This is a genomic window from Methylomarinum sp. Ch1-1 (assembly GCF_030717995.2).
Taxonomy (GTDB): Bacteria; Pseudomonadota; Gammaproteobacteria; order Methylococcales; family Methylomonadaceae; genus Methylomarinum; species Methylomarinum roseum.
Window position 1 is genome coordinate 2,731,422 of sequence record NZ_CP157743.1, and the last position, 17,013, is coordinate 2,748,434.

9 protein-coding genes are annotated in these 17,013 nt (G+C 51.2%); 2 read left to right on the forward strand and 7 right to left on the reverse strand.

Annotation, left to right across the window (positions count from 1 at the left end):
• The first annotated feature begins 10 nt into the window (after nt 1-10).
• Nucleotides 11-595 carry a Uma2 family endonuclease gene (locus tag Q9L42_RS12630; protein ID WP_305908039.1) on the forward strand — a complete coding sequence of 195 codons (585 nt, stop codon included), beginning with the start codon at nt 11-13 and terminating at the stop codon, nt 593-595.
• Between the two features lie 781 nt (nt 596-1,376).
• Here the strand turns inward: Q9L42_RS12630 and Q9L42_RS12635 are convergent.
• From Q9L42_RS12635 to Q9L42_RS12660, 6 genes are all read right to left on the reverse strand, one after another.
• On the reverse strand, nt 1,377-2,042 hold the full coding sequence (locus Q9L42_RS12635; RefSeq protein ID WP_305908038.1) for an RloB family protein: 666 nt from the start codon (nt 2,040-2,042) through the stop codon (nt 1,377-1,379).
• Nucleotides 2,043-2,052: 10 nt separating this feature from the next.
• Nucleotides 2,053-3,324 (reverse strand): AAA family ATPase, encoded by a 1,272-nt coding sequence (locus Q9L42_RS12640; RefSeq protein WP_305908037.1) that lies wholly within the window; start codon nt 3,322-3,324, stop codon nt 2,053-2,055.
• A 215-nt stretch (nt 3,325-3,539) separates the two neighbouring features.
• The gene (locus tag Q9L42_RS12645; protein ID WP_305908036.1) at nt 3,540-3,716 is read right to left on the reverse strand and encodes a hypothetical protein; all 177 of its coding nucleotides are present in this window, start codon (nt 3,714-3,716) and stop codon (nt 3,540-3,542) included.
• 126 nt (nt 3,717-3,842) lie between these two features.
• Nucleotides 3,843-5,003, reverse strand: a complete 1,161-nt coding sequence (locus tag Q9L42_RS12650; RefSeq protein WP_305908035.1) for a cysteine desulfurase family protein — start codon at nt 5,001-5,003, stop codon at nt 3,843-3,845.
• 486 nt (nt 5,004-5,489) lie between these two features.
• Nucleotides 5,490-7,526, reverse strand: coding sequence for a DNA phosphorothioation-associated putative methyltransferase (locus Q9L42_RS12655; protein WP_349431175.1), 2,037 nt, complete (start codon nt 7,524-7,526; stop codon nt 5,490-5,492).
• 7 nt (nt 7,527-7,533) lie between these two features.
• Nucleotides 7,534-8,082: a hypothetical protein gene (locus tag Q9L42_RS12660; RefSeq protein ID WP_305908034.1), complete on the reverse strand. Its 549-nt coding sequence runs from the start codon at nt 8,080-8,082 to the stop codon at nt 7,534-7,536.
• 414 nt (nt 8,083-8,496) lie between these two features.
• On the opposite strand from Q9L42_RS12660, the gene Q9L42_RS12665 reads away from it, so the two are divergent.
• Complete coding sequence (locus tag Q9L42_RS12665) at nt 8,497-13,698, forward strand: RecQ family ATP-dependent DNA helicase (protein ID WP_305908033.1); 5,202 nt, start codon at nt 8,497-8,499, stop codon at nt 13,696-13,698.
• Nucleotides 13,699-15,370: 1,672 nt separating this feature from the next.
• Here the strand turns inward: Q9L42_RS12665 and Q9L42_RS12670 are convergent.
• Nucleotides 15,371-17,002: a protein adenylyltransferase SelO gene (locus Q9L42_RS12670; RefSeq protein ID WP_432648902.1), complete on the reverse strand. Its 1,632-nt coding sequence runs from the start codon at nt 17,000-17,002 to the stop codon at nt 15,371-15,373.
• Nucleotides 17,003-17,013 lie beyond the last annotated feature (11 nt).

Here is a 17,013-nt window from a genome sequence, read left to right on the forward strand (position 1 = left end):
GAATTGGAATATGTTAAAACCAAAAAACAAAGATTGGGTTAGCATAGAAGACTATCTACAAGGCGAGTTAATCAGCGACGTAAAACATGAGTTGATCGACGGTTGTGTCTATGCTATGGCCGGAGCCAGCGCCAATCATGAGCGGATTACCGGGAATATTTACCGACAATTTGGTAATCATTTGGATGGATCTCCGTGCGAACCATTCGGTTCGGATATGAAGGTTAAAGTCGGTTCAAACTTTTTCTATCCTGATGTGATCGTCGATTGTGATTTCGATGAGTCTGAGCCTTATTACACGGAATCCCCCGTCATTATTGTCGAAGTGCTGTCCAAGGCCACGCGCAAGACCGATGAGACGATAAAACTGCTGTCTTATATCAATATTCCTTCTTTGCAAGAGTATGTTTTGATCGAGCAGGATTATGTCGATATTCAGGTGATTCGAAGGAATGAATCCTGGTTGCCCAGGCACTATTTTTTGGGCGATGACATCACCTTCGAGTCGATCGATCTCACCTTGCCGGTGGTCGAAATTTATAGCCGGGTGCAGAATGAGGATATGATCGAATTTTTAAGTTACAAACCGGAGTAGTTAATGCAATTTTTTATGTTAGTCGCCATTTTGCCTATCATTTAGTTGTATCGATTAAAACCTGGTTGAATGAGCGTTGCATTCTGTTTCCACGTATTACTACAGGCCATTAATAAACAAGCCCAAATTAATCGCCCATTCCCGTGTCGGGCAATACTTCAGTTGCCGCACCACGTGCAGAATATTGTTCTGATACTGCTGTTGCGTTCGTCATCCAGCCATATCAAACCGTAAGCGTTCACGGGGTTAACTGATTGATTTGCAAGAGGTTAAATTGTTAGGAAACAAGTTTCGGAACTACTCACCCCCATTCGTAGGGTGGATAAGCGGAGCGCATCCACCGGGTCGGCATCTTTGGTGGATGCGCCCTTCAGGCTTATCCACCCTACATGCCCTGCCGCGTTCGATAAGTGGGGCGAGCAGTTACCAAGTTTCAAAAGACAGGTTCAAATTCAATATACTGATGTTTCTGTTTTAGCTGTGTACGACATGTTGCTATTAACCCCCCTGACGCAGTACTTTCATGGCGCCACCGATTTTGGCCGAGAGTGCCTTGTCTAACCGATCCAGCATTGCTTTTTCCGCATCGCCACCATTTAGCCGGGTCAGCTTATCCCAGGTTTGCGGCTGCGAGGCTTTAATTTAGCTCACCACGTCTTCCGGGTACATGCCCGTACCGGGTCATAATGGCTGTTATGGCCTTCCACCCAGTCGTTCTCAACCAGCTTTTTGACGACGTAAGATTCAAGATGCACTTCGTGATGGGCGGCCATGTGCGTTATTAATCCTTTAAATCTTGTAAAACCTGAACCAGCTCATGCACGCGAGTACTGGGGTTGTCTGTTTGGTTGCGTTCGCTTTCTCGCAAGGCTCGCTCAGCAAACTTCTTTGCCTGATCCAATTGGCCGATAAGATCGGAAAATAGTGTACGCCGACCTTTCTCGTAATCTGGGATGTAGTTCTTTAGTTCCGTCAAAACCTGGTTGCCTGAGCTGTTACCCGATAAGCCAGTATAAGGGCGGGTTGAATAGATAAAGTGCAACAGTAACCAATATTCAAAGCAAGGCACTGAGTTTATGGCAAAATACGTATCTTTAGGAGCAGCAGAGGCTAGAGTATCTAATGCGCGTGCGTAGGTGGCGTGTCCGTCCTTATCAAAAACACAGTATATTTTGTCGAAAGGATCACCGGCGTCTTTTTCTTCTCTAAAGCGCTGTTTAGCGAAGTTGATGATACTCTTCGGGTCAGAGCCACAATCACCACGCACTTCCACGTTAACCGTATTAAGGCAGTAATATTCTCTCGCCTCTTCAAAATAATTGGGCTCTGTTTTCTCGCCTTCGCATACAATCAATATTTTTTCATAGGTCTCTCGGCGGGGGCGTCTTCTTTGCAGGCTCTTGGCGTTCTTCGCTTTGCGTTTATGAAATAAATCGTCCGATCCCATGCGATGCCTCTCAACCCATTGGTCGTATCTTTTTCACAAACGGTAATGCCCCATATCGCCCCGAAAGATAGGCCAGCTCAAGGTTTTCACGGCCTTTTCGTGGGCTGAAATCCGTTAACGGGTAAATTTCTGTAGCCTGTGCTTTATTTTTTTCACAAAACCAAATCTGATCTCGACGAAAAACCTCCTGGTTTAAAATAGAAGTTTCGTGCGTGGTGAAAACCAGTTGCGCATTTTTGGGGTTTGTCTCCGGATTGTGGAATAGCTCCACTAAAAAACGAACCAATTTGGGATGTAAATTGTCATGCAGCTCGTCAATAAACAACACATAACCATGTTCGAGCGCGTCAATCCAAGGGCCAGCAAATGAAAAAAGTTTCCGAGTGCCGTCTGACTCATCATCAAAAGCGAAGGTCACCGGCTTCCCATCGCTACCTTTATGAACCGTTTTGATCTCAAGCGTTTTTTTGCCTTTCATTTCTCCGACAACCACAGCCCGCAAAGCATCCGGCATATCATCGGGTAGATCGTCAGGGTTAAAGGATTTCGTTTCGACCAGGATGTCGTCAATGTGAATGTCCGCAGCGTTCAGAAACGCCATTACTTTGGATTTTTCTTCATTTTCACACAAAGACGCACTAAACGATGGTCCCCATCCTCCCACGTTAGCCAAGCGCAGCGTACTCTTAAACCAGTCAAAGACAGGTTGTAGCGACTCACTGTTCAATTGCACAGCCGTTGAAAGAAACAACGCATTGTCGCGTGTGGATTTTAGCCAGAGCTGCTTTTCACCCGACAGGCTGTTACCCAGTTCCCATTCAAAACGGGTTTTCTCTTCTACCCAGACACGGGTAAACCAGCGTTGCGCTCGACCTTTTGGGAAAGCTAACAGCCACTCTTCATGAATCTGCTCAGGCGTGGCGGAAAAACCATATTGGTAGCGCACACCGTTTACCACAAACGTCACTTCAAATTCACTGGGAGCCTGACAAGTATCCGATGAAAGCCGAAAAGGCGTTACCGGAAGAAGATCCCCTCGCTGCTGGCTGGCAGCCGATTCGAGCACAATGCGCTTCATCGTTTGCAGTGCTCGCAAAAAATTGGACTTGCCGCTGGCATTGGGGCCATAAATGGCGGTCGAGCGCAGCAGCTCAAACTCATTGGCCGCAGATACCTTAAAGGTATTCGATGCGGCCAATTCGTCTCCTTTGCCTTTTACCAGGCTAAAGGTTTGTGTGCCGCTGAACGAACGAAAGTTCGCTACAGTCATCTCAATTAACATTGAGATTCTCCTGAAAAGTATATTTTGACAAATTATGTCAAAATATAGCATATAAAACACTATAAAACCAAAATAAGCTAATAATATTGACTTTTTTGTCAAAAATAAACCTAAAACAACCTATTGCCGGGCCTGGCCTGCAGGCGGCCCAAAATATAAGCTATCCCGCTTCCTCTCCGTAACTACGAACATTGATCTCACCGATGACAACCGTTTTAGGCGTTACTTAAATCGTGATGCCAAATGCACTCACAGATAGCTCGGTACAGTTGTTGCTGGGTATCCAAGTCCTGCTTTTTGAAGGCTTCGTGAGGCTTAAACGGCAGGCCTAGTTCGTGCTGCAAGCGGGTAAAGTTCGGGTTGTTATCGTAAGCCAATGTGCAGAGCGACATTATTTTTAAACAGGGTTTGCGTGAAACATGGCAAATCCATTAAAAAAGACCCCTACAAGTCAGGATACCCCCCCCAAAAAAACTGGGAAACTTCAGTATATTTTTAATGACTGCTTATTTGTTATTTTATGTCAGTGCAAGTTCTCGTAAACGCCTGATTTCCTCTGCAATAGCGTGTCCCGCCTTCTTAATTTCCGCTTCGGTCGTATAACGTCCTAAGCTTATACGAATAGCGCCGTATAGCCTATCGCCTTCTATACCCATCGCCCGTAGTACATGCGAAGCTTCTATGGCGCCGCTATTACAGGCGGAACCGGAAGATATCGCTAGGCTGTCCCTTAGAGCAATGATGAGGGAGTCAGAGCCGACTTGGTCAAAACTGAGATTGATGATATTAGGCAAGGCATGTTCCTGTCCTCCATTGAGGGTGACGCCTTCAACTTGCAGCAATATGTCTAACAACGATCGCTTCAATTGTCGACAATGCTCGAAATCTTTGGATAAGTTTTTCTGGGCGAGTTGAAAAGCGGTTGCCATTCCAACTATTTGATGGGTAGGGAGTGTTCCGGGACGCAATCCATGTTCTTGTCCGCCGCCATGCACTATCGGTTGCAAGTGGGGTTTTTTACGTTTGCTAATATATAAGCCGCCGATGCCTTTTGGGCCGTAAAATTTATGCGCCGAAATCGACATTAGGTCGATTGGTGTGGTCGATAAATCAATCGCTATTTTCCCTGCGCTTTGTGCGGCATCGACGTGGAAAAATAATGGCTTATCTTTAAGCGCTTGGGCAATTTCTCCAATAGGTTGTATCACGCCAGTTTCATTATTGACCTGCATGATTGAGACGAGAATCGTCTCTCCGGTGATCGCATTTAGGATGTCATCCAGTACAATCAGGCCCTTGTTGTTAGGGCGTAGATAAGTCACTTCAAAGCCTTGTGTTTCGAGGTATTTGCAAGTATCTAAAACCGCTTTATGTTCAATGGCCGAGGTGATTATGTGTTTGCCTTGGTTACGATAAGCGGATGCAATGCCTTTGATGGCAAGATTGTTGGATTCCGTTGCGCCGGATGTAAAAATTAATTCTTTCGCTTTGCAGTGCAAATATTCGGCAATTGTTTTACGGGCGTATTCAACTGCGTCCCCGCTTTTTTCGCCAAAACTATGAAGCGACGATGGGTTGCCGAAGAGTGCCGTGTTGCTTAAGTATGGCAACATGCTGTCAACGACTTCTGGAGCTATAGGAGTGGTCGCAGCATAGTCGAGATAGATCGGGTTAGTCATATTATTTCAATTACTGTAATAAGATTTGCAGGATTATCACTTAGATATTTTGGAAGGAGGGGGCTTACGGGATAAACCACAATAATGAAAACCTGGCTTCTTTTCGTTAATGAAGAAATAAAGCACGTCTAGCGTGTGATTTTTATTGATTTCTCGATTTCTTCTACCCTCATCGTTTCCATGCTTTAGCGTGGAATGCATCCAGGGACGCTCTGCGTCCCGCACTGCAGAGCGGCATAAGTGTGCTCCTACGCTGGAGCGCTCACCGTTATACACATCTTTATGTTATCCATGTCATTCGGCAGGGATTGCCGGAATCCAGGCTACATGGATGTATTTGGGCTGTCATCCTTGACCCTGGATACCCGCATCCCAGCGGGTATGACGAGACTTAATAATGTATAACGATGAGCGCTGGAGCATGGGAGTCATAAGAGGGAAATTATGAGTGCCCAAGCCCTAAGTATCGATATCGATTTGCAATCATTATATGTTATTGCCTGGTTTTTTGTTATAGAAACGAAAGCCCTTAATTTCCACGCCATTGTTATTGAGTATCTGCTTAAGGTTTTCAAGTCGGATTCCGTAGCGGGCTTGAGGGGGTAAAAAGAGGGCGATTTTTTTATCGAAACTACATTGTTTTTTGTAGTTGGGATAGTCTTCGGTGATGTATCGAGACTTGAAGTATAAAGGTTGGTCATTGTATTCATCGATATAGTCGAAGAAATCTACCGATTGTTGGCCGAGCTTCACTTTGATGCGCTCTTTTAGTAACGGCAAGGGAGAATCATCGAAGTTTTCATAGCCCATGAACGAGACTTTGCCGGAATGGAAATGAACTTTGACGAGTTGAATCGCATCGAGCTCGCCGTAAAGTTGAATTGCGCATCCGACATAAGCCCGTAACAGGGAAGGTAGTAATTCGATGAAGTCTTTATGAAAAGTCAGGGAATGATTTTCACTTAACTCGCTGGCGGGCAGCTGTTGTTGGGCTTTCAGGCTGGCTTCTTCAATAAGTTCCGGATTGGAAATCGAAAAAAGCAATGCTTTGGCTTGTTCTTGCGCGCTATTGTAGTTTCCGAAGAATATCTTGATATCGCGTTGCAGAGACTCGGGAAGCTGGGTGTAGGGCTTTCTTTTTTCAAATTGCGATAAGGCAAAATAGACGAGCAAGTCTTCCTGGCGATAGCGTTGGGCAAGTTCAAATTCGTTGTCTTCGAACAACATATTAAGTTGGTTGAAGACCTTGTTATGCGAACCGCATAGTTTTCTGATTATGCCGCTTTGTTCGAATTCATCGTTGGCCGGAATGCGTCCTAATAACAGACAAGTATGCCAAAACTCTTGAAAAAGCGGTTCGTTTTCGGCATAAAGCAGTTCGAATTTTTCCTGGTCGCCTATAGGGCGGGTGGTCAGTTGTTTCCAATGATGATGTCTTTTCTGCCGCTCGGATAGAAATAACTGCTCTTCCAGTTTATCTTTAAAGACAAAGAAGATGCCGGGGCCGACGGCGATGGCATTTTCATCCAGTGTGTTTTCAATAAAGGTTTGCAATTCGGACTGTGAATAATACTTTTGAAAGGTATTTAGCGTGGTGATGATCCCGTCTTTATAAGCCCTGAACTTTTCGATATGGGCTTCTCCGGCGATCATCGCTGCGACGACTAGCAATTTGTCGGCCAGTTCATAAGCCAGGTGCAGGGCTTCGATGCGTTCTTCGCGGTCTTCTATGACATTGATGACAAATCCCAGGTTGACCAAGTCGCAAGGGAAGCGGTCGACTTCAGGACGGTGGGTGGGGTCCCAGCCGGCGGCATCGATACCATGGGCCTCAAGTTCTCTCAAGTCGTCGCCTAATCCGCAGCCGTAATCGAACACGGTGTAATCGCCATTCAAATAGTTATGTTTGGCTAATGCCTTCATCGGGGCGGAAAGCGCATGGCGTTGTATCGCGGTTTTGTGCCGGTCGATGTTGGCGTCGTCTTTATGTTCACTATTGATGACGGCGCTGGCGCGGAATAATCGATTATCGACTAATTCATAACCATGTTGTCTGATCAGGCGTTCCCAAGATTTTTTAAAACCGATGATGCGGCTGTTTTCATACAGTCCCGCGGCTTCGCCTTCTTCGGTAATGGCGACAAATTCATCGTAGTGCGGGTGGTCGGGCGTGATAAACAGTTCTTTGCGGTGCAGAATGGGGACGTTTTCGGTTTCGCTGTAATCGGCGTCTTTGCGTGTCTTGTGTTCTAAATCGACCGTGATGCTGTGTTGCAATGCCGGGTAGGCGTCGTCGTCAAAGTCTGGATAGAGCAAATACGAGAGTTTGAACTGTTGCTTATGCAGTTTGATGATATTCCATTGTTCCTCTTGGATTTTCAGGGCATTGGCAATTAGCTTAATAAATTTATGCAGTTCGTCTTCTATGGCATCTAAGGCGGACACATGGAGATAACAGGCATTGCCGACATGTTTGCCGATTTTTATGGGTTTGATTAGTTGGCTGTAGCGATTGAAATCCATGCTTAGATTAATATTTCAGGAAATCTTGCTTTGTTATGTTGCGTGGAATGTTTCGGCCGCTGGGATGGTTTTGTAAGAGAGTAATCGCTCCAAGCATGTTCGGCGCAACGCTGATATGAATCGGTCTATTTTTACCATAATAATATAGCCGGTCAAAGGTTAGGTGATTGATAATCCATTTCGCCAGCATCAATGAGTCGGTGTTGACGGCATAAAAATCACAGGCGAAGCCCGGGCGTTTGCAGATCGGAGTGTTTCTTGAATTCAGTTCGAAACCGGCGTGTTGGTCAAGTTGAGGAGCGATGCCTGGCTTGGGCTGGCGTTTAATTTGTTTCAGCAGTTCGTTTGAACAGAAGCCATAGGTGAGTTTTATTTCGCCAAATTGGTCGACGACGGGGTCCAGTATGGTTCGAGCCATTTGTTCGATGGCGGCAACAGTGTTCGGATCTTTGGGGATATTAGCCACTTGCGTTTTTTGATAGGTTTCCCCGCAATGGATTAAATCGGCGAATTTGAAGTGGCGACTGCAGGGCGTTGATGGGTTCAATGTCGTCATAGGGATGGTTAATCGCAAGTTTGGTTTTATATTTTCCCAGTCATCAACGGCTGAGTCATCATTAATCTTTGTGTGTGCCGTTGGTGGTTGATGGGTGTTATCTATGCTTGGTGCGGTCTGGTGCGGCTCTGGTGCGCTTCACTGGCGTTCAGCAGCACCCTACCGTTCAGCGGCACCCTACGGTTTAGCGGTACCGTACGTTTAGCGGTACTGTACGTTGGTGCGCTTCACTGGCGTTCAGCGGCACCCTAGGTTTAGCTGCCCCTACGTTCAGCGGCACCCTTCGTTCAATAGCCCCTACATTGAACGCCGCAGAGTAAAAGCTAAGGAGGGAGGTGATTTTTACAGGGAATGGGCATCGGACGGCAGGTAGGCTATGATTAGGCGTTGAGAATAGACTTCGCCGGTAATGCAATGGACTGGGACACACTACAACATAATATTTGCAGCTTGGATCTGGAAGCCGATGAGCACGGCGAGATTATCGCGCTGGGCGCGGTGTTCCGGGATCGAACGTTTCTGCGTCGTTCGCCGTTCGATATCAGGCAGGTGCTGGCCGAGTTAGACGCCTTTGCCGGGGAGGCCGAATTCGTCCTGGGCCATAACATTCTGCTGCATGACTTGCCGCTGTGCCGGGCGGTCGACCCTCGGCTGGATCTATACGCCAAGCCGGTGATCGATACCTTGTTTCTGTCGCCGCTGGCCTTTCCGGAAAATCCTTATCACCGGCTGGTGAAGAACTACAAGCTGGTGCGGGACAGCCTGAACGATCCGTTGGCAGACGCCAAATTGGCGCTGTCGCTGTTTCAGGATCAATTCCAGGCGTTGCGGGAGCAGCACGCCGACACGGAGCTATTGTCTTTTTATCATTACGCTTTTGCTGAGAATCCACGCTATGACGGTTTGCAGCGGGCCTTCTCGGCGATGGGCGCCGATACGTTGAAGGCCGCCGCCGCTTTCGACTTGCTGAAAGCCTTGACCGAGGACAGGGTGTGCAGGACGGCATTCAACAAGGTGATATTGGCCTATTTGCCGAATCCGGAACTGCGCCCGGCCTTGGCCTATTGTTTGGCTTGGCTGCGGGTCGCCGGCGGCAATTCGGTGTTGCCGCCGTGGGTGCGCCGGCAGTTTGATCGAGTCGCGCCGGCGCTGAGGCAGTTGCGCGACATTCCTTGCCAGTCGCCCGATTGTCGTTATTGCCGGCAAGTCCACGATCCGGTCGGGCAATTGCAACGATATTTCGGTTTTTCCGCGTTCAGGCCGCAGCCGGAAAATGACGAGGGCGGCAGCCTGCAGCAGGACATCGTCCAGGCAGGAATGGCCGACACGCCGATGTTCGCGGTGTTGCCGACCGGCGGCGGCAAATCATTGTGTTATCAATTGCCGGCGCTGGCGCGGTATCAGCGCCGTGGCGTGTTGACGATCGTGATTTCGCCGTTGCAGGCCTTGATGAAGGATCAGGTCGATAACTTGCGTAACAAGACCGGCGCGCCCAACGTTGCGGCTCTGTACGGCATGCTGACCGGGCCGGAGCGTGGCGAGGTGCTGAAGGCGATACAGCTGGGCGATATCGCCTTGCTTTATGTGTCGCCGGAACAATTGCGCAATGTCGGTTTTCAAAATGCGATCGAACACCGTGAAATCGGCTGTTGGGTGTTTGACGAGGCCCATTGTCTGTCGAAATGGGGGCATGATTTCAGGCCCGATTATCTCTATGTCGGGCGCTTCATCAAGGAATTCGCCGCCAAACAGCAGGCCCTGTTGCCGCCGGTGCAATGTTTTACCGCGACGGCCAAGCAGGATGTCAAGGACGAGATCATCGATTATTTCCGCGCCAATCTGGGCCAGGAGCTGGCAGTATTCGAGGGCGGCGTCGAACGCGACAATTTGCATTTCGAGGTGCAGACCGTGGGCAGTGTCGATAAATATCCGCGCATCAACACGCTACTGCATGAACACCTGGACGGACTGGAAAGCGGCAGCGCGATTATCTACTGCGCCACACGGGCCAAAACCGAAGAGCTCGCCGAGTTTCTGCAGCAGCAGGACTGGCGGGTCGAGGCCTTTCATGCCGCTAAGAACGCCGCCGAGAAAAAGCATATCCAGGACAACTTCATCACCGGTTCGACCCGGGTCATCACCGCGACCAACGCCTTCGGCATGGGCATCGACAAGGAGGACGTCAGGCTGGTGATTCATGCCGATATACCGGGATCGCTGGAAAACTATCTGCAGGAGGCCGGGCGGGCCGGACGCGACCAGCAAGACGCCGAATGCATCCTGTTGTTCGATGAAAACGATATCGACACCCAGTTCAAGCTGTCGGCTTCGTCGCAGCTGAATCAGCGCGATATCGCCCAAATTTTGAAAGGCCTCAGGCGGGTGCGCAAGGACCGCAGCGGCAATGTCGTGATCACGACCGGCGAGCTGCTGCAGCACGATGAGGTGGAGACCTCGTTCGACGCCGAGGATTACAATGCCGCGACCAAGGTGATCACCGCGGTGTCGTGGCTGGAGCGTTCCGGCTTCATCGAACGCAACGAGAACAAGACCCAGGTGTTTCAGGGCAGACCGCTGGTGAAAAACCGGGAGGAGGCGGAGCAAAAAATCGCCCAACTGGATTTGTCGGCGCGGCAGCAGAAACGCTGGCTGGCGATCCTGGACGCCTTGTTCAATGCCGACGGCGACGAGGGTTTCAGCGCCGACGAACTGGCCTTGTCGGGCGAGTTCGCGCCAACCGACGACGAGGAACAGCGGATCAGCGCCAGTCAGCGCGTGATCCGCACCTTATATCAAATGTCCGAACTGGGGCTGATCCAGAAAAACCTGTTGTTGACCGCGTTCGTTCGCTACAAGGTCGCCAACGCCTCGGCCGGTCTGCTGCAGCAGATCTGCCGACTGGAACAGGCGCTGATTGAGGTATTGCAGGAACAGGCGCCCGATGCCGAGGAAGGCGATTGGCAGGCCTTGTCGCTGAGGCATGTCAATCAACGCATGTTGGACTTGGGCTTTAGCGAATGCAACCCGGAAGTGCTGCGTCTGTTGTTGGTGTCTATGAGCCGGGACGGTCAGGGGCTGGCCGGCAATAAAGGCAGCCTGACTCTGCGCCATAGTTCGCAGGACCAATACCGGGTCAAGCTGAATCGGGGCTGGCAAGCGCTGATGGGAACGGTGCAGCGCCGGCAAGGCGTCGCCCAGATCGCGTTGAATGCGATGCTGGCCAAGATTCCGCCGGCAACCAAGCCTAGCGCCGACTTGTTGGTCGAGTTTGCGGTCGAGGATCTGTTGGCCGCATTGAAGCAGGATATCGAGATGAATTCGGCGGTCAACGATCCGCTGGCGGCGGTCGAAAGAGGGCTTAATTTTCTGCACGAACAGAAGGTCATCACGTTGCAGAAGGGGTTGGCGGTATTCCGCCAGGCGATGACGATCAAGGTATTACCGGAGTCCAAGGGGCGACGTTATAACAAGGGCGATTACGAGCCGCTGTCCCAGCATTACGGCGAGCGTATTTTTCAGGTTCATGTGATGAATGAATACGCGCGCAAGGGCATGGAGAAGATCGGCCAGGCGCTGGCCTTCGTCGTGGCTTATTTTTCCCAGGATAAAACCGAGTTCGTCAAACGCTATTTCAAGGGGCGTCGGGAGATACTGGAGCGGGCCACTAGTCAGCAGTCATTCCAACGCATCGTCAGCGATTTGCAGAATCCGCAACAACAGGCGCTGGTCGCCGCTGATGAAGACGATAACCAATTGATTTTGGCCGGGCCCGGCTCCGGCAAGACGCGGGTGGTGATTCACCGCTGCGCTTATCTGCTGCGGGTCAGGCAGGCGCCGGCCAGCAGCATCCTGGTGTTGTGTTTCAACCGCAATGCCGCCGCCGAACTGCGCCAGCGCTTGTTCGATTTGGTCGGGGCCGACGCCAAGGCGGTGACAATACAGACCTATCATGGTTTGAGTTTACGTCTGACAGGTCATGCCTTGACTGGCATCGACGGTGGCGACCCCGAGCAAAGCGAGCAACAATTTCAGACCATGATCAAGCAGGCGATCGACTTGTTGAACGGCGACACGCCCTGTCTGAATGTCGACGGCGACGAGATGCGCGATCGGCTGTTGGCGGGGTATCGCCACATTTTGGTCGACGAATACCAGGACATCGATCAATTGCAGTATCGGTTGATTTCGGCGCTGGCCGGGCGTAACCGGGACGAAGACAGCAAGCTGACGATATTGGCGGTCGGCGACGATGATCAGAACATCTATCAGTTCCGCGGCGCCAATATCGGCTTCATTCGCCAGTTTGAGGAGGACTATCGGGCCACTCAACATTATCTGGTCGAGAACTACCGCTCCAGCGCCCATATCATCGCCGCCGCCAACCAATTGATCGAGGCCAATCGGGACCGGATGAAACAGCGGCATCCGATCCGGATCAATCAGGGGCGGAAAACACTGCCGGCCGGCGGGCGCTGGGAAAAACTAGACCCGCTAGCCAAGGGCCGGGTACAGATATTGGAGTGCCCGGATCAGAGCCGACAGGCCCGGGTGTTGGTTCAGGAGTTGTTACGTCTGCGCCAGTTAAATCCCAGCCTGGATTGGTCGCAATGTGCTATTCTGACAACCGAATGGCGCTTGTTGAATCCGGTCAGGGCCTGTCTGGAGGCGCAAGCGATACCGCTCAGCCTGGCCTTACCCAAACAGGCGTTGCCGCCGCCGTTTCGCATCCGGGAGAATCTGGAACTGCTTAACGCAATCAAGCAAAGTTCGGAACGCTTGTGCAAGGCCAGCGAATGGCTGGATTATTTGACCGCCAAGCCTGACAACATCTGGACGAAACAGCTGCAGAAGCTGTTGCAGAGCTGGCGCGATGAAAGCGGCGATGCCGAAACCGGCAAGCAATCCTTGCTGGAGTATCTGTACGAATCTTTGGGAGAGCAGCGTCGCGACTGCCGGCTTGGACAGGGCGTTTTTCTCAGCACCATCCATTCGGTCAAGGGCATGGAATTCAGTCATGGGTTCATCCTGGACGGCGGCTGGTCGGCGACGGCCAGCGAGGAACAGCGCCGACTGCTCTATGTGGCGATGACCCGGGCCAGGGAAACGCTTTGTCTGCTGCACAGCCAGGATAGTCCTAATCCTTATCTGCCGGCGTTACAGGGCGACTTTATCTTGCGCCGCGCAGTCGAGCATCAGAATGAAGAACTCGCCGGCCAGGCGGACAAGTCTTATGAGTTTCTGGGGTTGCAGGATCTGGATCTGAGCTATGCCGGCAGTTTTGCCGAACGCCATCCGATACACCGGGCCTTGGCGGCGCTCGATGTCGGCTCTGTCGTATCGCTATGCCGGCAAGGCGATAAGATCGTCGTCGTGAGCGATCAGACTGCCGTTGCGGTCTTGTCAAAAAAGGCCCGGCAGCTGTGGTGGGATAGGGTGGATCGGGTCAGGTCTGCGGCGGTGATCGCGATGATTACCCGTTATCGAAGCGATAACGAAGAGGCCTACCAGTCGCGCTGCAAAGTGGATAAATGGGAAGTGCCGATGTTGGAGGTGCTGATCCATGATGCTGTCGCAATCGATCATTCGGAACAAGCGGGGCGTTTGATCTTGTCATGAACAGGACTACACTTTGCGATAACTGTTATGGCTCTTAAAGAAAAAGGTAGCTATTCAGCATGATACTGAGAAAATATTTCTTTGTATCTGGTGCTCGCTTCGGTCGTGGTCGTCGAAATGGAATATGTGTTGAAAGACACGCGCACCGGTTTGGTGTTATGGGAAAACAAACGTAACTATTCAGTATCTTTCAGGGTTTAGGGAGTAGACCATTGATTTCTCGGGACGCGTGAATACTTCCATGTTAGCTCTGACTGCAACGTCCTGTTGCAGACAGCCCGATAAATCAATAGCCTACTCCCTCTGATAAAAATACGCTGAATAATTACAAACAAACCTACACGCATGATTCAGGCGGAGTCGGCGGCAATGCCGGCGCCGCGGGCTTGATTGCGATGGCCGTTTCCGCCGCCGTCAATGCGATTTTCACCGATTACCAAAGGGGTATGCTGGTTCCCACGGTCCTCCGTGGGAACCTATACTGTGGGCTTTAAGTCCGGTATGCATTCCCACGCAGGAGCATGGGAACGAGCAAACATCGGTTCGTTTGGCTCTTGTAGGAGCGTCGCCCCCGGCGCGAAAGGGATTGGTTCAATGCTGATGCGCTTCGCGTTGCTCAGCAGCATCCTACCAAGATGATCGGTGTAAACTGGTTCCCACGGTCCTCCGTGGGAACCTATACTGTGGGCTTTAAGTCCGGTATGCATTCCCACGCAGGAGCATGGGAACGAGTAAACATCGGTTCGTTTGGCTCTTGTAGGAGCGTCGCCCCCGGCGCGAAAGGGATTGGTTCAATGCTGATGCGCTTCGCGTTGCTCAGCAGCATCCTACCCAAGGGGGTGGATGGTTCCCACGGTCCTCCGTGGGAACCTAGATGTGGGCTTTAAGCCCGGTATGCATTCCCACGCAGGAGCATGGGAACGAGTAAACATCGGTTCGTTTGGCTCTTGTAGGAGCGTCGCCCCCGGCGCGAAAGGGATTGGTTCAATGCTGATGCGCTTCGCGTTGCTCAGCGGCATCCTACCCAAGGGGGTGGATGGTTCCCACGGTCCTCCGTGGGAACCTAGATGTGGGCTTTAAGCCCGGTATGCATTCCCACGCAGGAGCATGGGAACGAGTAAACATCGGTTCGTTTGGCTCTTGTAGGAGCGTCGCCCCCGGCGCGAAAGGGATTGGTTCAATGCTGATGCGCTTCGCGTTGCTCAGCAGCATCCTACCAAGATGATCGGTGTAAACTGGTTCCCACGGTCCTCCGTGGGAACCTAGATGTGGGCTTTAAGCCCGGTATGCATTCCCACGCAGGAGCATGGGAACGAGTAAACATCGGTTCGTTTGGCTCTTGTAGGAGCGTCGCCCCCGGCGCGAAAGGGATTGGTTCAATGCTGATGCGCTTCGCGTTGCTCAGCAGCATCCTACCAAGATGATCGGTGTAAACTGGTTCCCACGGTCCTCCGTGGGAACCTATACTGTGGGCTTTAAGTCCGGTATGCATTCCCACGCAGGAGCATGGGAACGAGTAAACATCGGTTCGTTTGGCTCTTGTAGGAGCGTCGCCCCCGGCGCGAAAGGGATTGGTTCAATGCTGATGCGCTTCGCGTTGCTCAGCGGCATCCTACCCAGGGGGGTAGATTCATTCCCACGCAGGAGCGTGGGAATGAGTCGTTCAATAAATTTACGAGCTGCAGGATAACATGGAGCAACCCGGTCTTTGGCGCGCCCAGTCCGGTCTTTTAACGGCGTATTGTTCTTTGTCAGGCTGTTCTTGGTAAGGCTTGCGCAGGACACCCAATAATTCATTCACCAGCGCAAAGTCGCCTTGTTCGGCTTTATCGATGGCCAATTGGGCTAAGTAATTGCGGAAGACATATTTTGGATTGGCGGCATTCATGCGCTGTTTTTTATCGGCCTGCACCGCGCCTTCTTGCTGCAAACGATATAAATATTTTCGCAGCCAGTCAGCGACTTTTGCTTGCACAGCATCATTGATGGCGTCAGGCTGATAATAGGCGTCCATCAAAGGCTTGAGCAATTGTTCGTCGCTGAGACGGTCAATGTCGCTATCGACCTCAAGCAAGGCCAGTTTTCGGTAAAAAATGCTCATATCGGTCTCCACCTCGGTCAACAAGGTCGATAACGCCTGACACAATGCCTCGTCGGTTTTCGGATCGAAGGTATCGAAGCCTAATTTCTGCGCCATCATCACCCGCCAACCTTGATCAAAGGTGTCTTGATAAATGCCTAATGCTTGTTCCAGCGGCGCAGCTTCTTCAATCAGAGGGTAAATGGCGTTTGCCAATTGCACCAGATTCCATAAGGCGATCTGCGGTTGCTGACCATATCGATAACGACGGTGAGTCGCATCGGTGGTGTTAGGCGTCCAGTCCGGGTCATAATGGTCCAGCCAGCCGTAAGGGCCGTAATCTATCGTGAGCCCCAGGATAGACATGTTGTCGGTATTCATGACGCCGTGAACAAAACCGACCCGTTGCCAATGCACGATCATTTCGGCCGTGGTGCGACAAATTTCTTCGAACCAGCGTAGGTAAATGTCTTTGCCGAGTTGGCCGGAACGGTTCATTAAATGGGGGAAGTCGGTGCGTATCGTGAAATCGGTGAATTGACGCAACAAGTCGGTTTCGCCTCTGGCGGCAAAAATCTGAAAATTGCCAAAGCGTGTGAACGAGGGCGCTGCCCGACACACAACGGCGCCCGGTTCCGATTGCGGATTTCCGTCATAGAACATGTCGCGCACCACCTGTTCGCCTGTTAACGTCAGGCTTAAAGCGCGTGTAGTTGGAACGCCGAGGTGGTGCATCGCTTCACTGCATATGAATTCACGCACCGAGGAACGCAACACGGCCAAGCCGTCGGCAGTTCGGGAATAGGGGGTTGGTCCCGCCCCTTTAAGCTGCAGGGTCCAACGTTGATTATTTTGATTGACGACTTCCCCCAGATTGATTGCGCGGCCGTCGCCTAACTGTCCTGCCCAATGACCGAATTGATGGCCGCCGTAGCAGCTTGCGTAAGGCTCCATGCCCGTGAGCAATCGGTTGCCGGCAAAAACCTGAGCAAAATGATCGGACTCGCAATCGCCGGCGTTAAGCCCCAATTGTTCGGCCATTTCCTGCGAATAACTGACCAAGGCAGGCTGGATCGCCGGAGTCGGGAAGACCCTTGAATAGCAGGCGCCGGTGACTTGGCGGCGATAGTTTTCAGTCTCGGGATCGGCCGGAAGTTCCTGGATGAATCGGTTGTCAAAGACCAAGTTGTCGAGGCCGATGCTAGATTGGCTGTTGTTACGCATCATTGATTATT

Excerpts from the sequence above, each read along its gene's own strand:
- Q9L42_RS12640 (WP_305908037.1), bottom strand. The coding sequence starts at position 3,324 with ATGTTAATTGAGATGACTGTAGCGAACTTTCGTTCGTTCAGCGGCACA.
- Q9L42_RS12635 (WP_305908038.1), bottom strand. The coding sequence starts at position 2,042 with ATGGGATCGGACGATTTATTTCATAAACGCAAAGCGAAGAACGCCAAG.
- Q9L42_RS12665 (WP_305908033.1), top strand. The coding sequence starts at position 8,497 with ATGGACTGGGACACACTACAACATAATATTTGCAGCTTGGATCTGGAA.
- Q9L42_RS12655 (WP_349431175.1), bottom strand. The coding sequence starts at position 7,526 with ATGGATTTCAATCGCTACAGCCAACTAATCAAACCCATAAAAATCGGC.
- Q9L42_RS12630 (WP_305908039.1), top strand. The coding sequence starts at position 11 with ATGTTAAAACCAAAAAACAAAGATTGGGTTAGCATAGAAGACTATCTA.
- Q9L42_RS12650 (WP_305908035.1), bottom strand. The coding sequence starts at position 5,003 with ATGACTAACCCGATCTATCTCGACTATGCTGCGACCACTCCTATAGCT.
- Q9L42_RS12645 (WP_305908036.1), bottom strand. The coding sequence starts at position 3,716 with ATGTCGCTCTGCACATTGGCTTACGATAACAACCCGAACTTTACCCGC.
- Q9L42_RS12670 (WP_432648902.1), bottom strand. The coding sequence starts at position 17,002 with ATGCGTAACAACAGCCAATCTAGCATCGGCCTCGACAACTTGGTCTTT.
- Q9L42_RS12660 (WP_305908034.1), bottom strand. The coding sequence starts at position 8,082 with ATGACGACATTGAACCCATCAACGCCCTGCAGTCGCCACTTCAAATTC.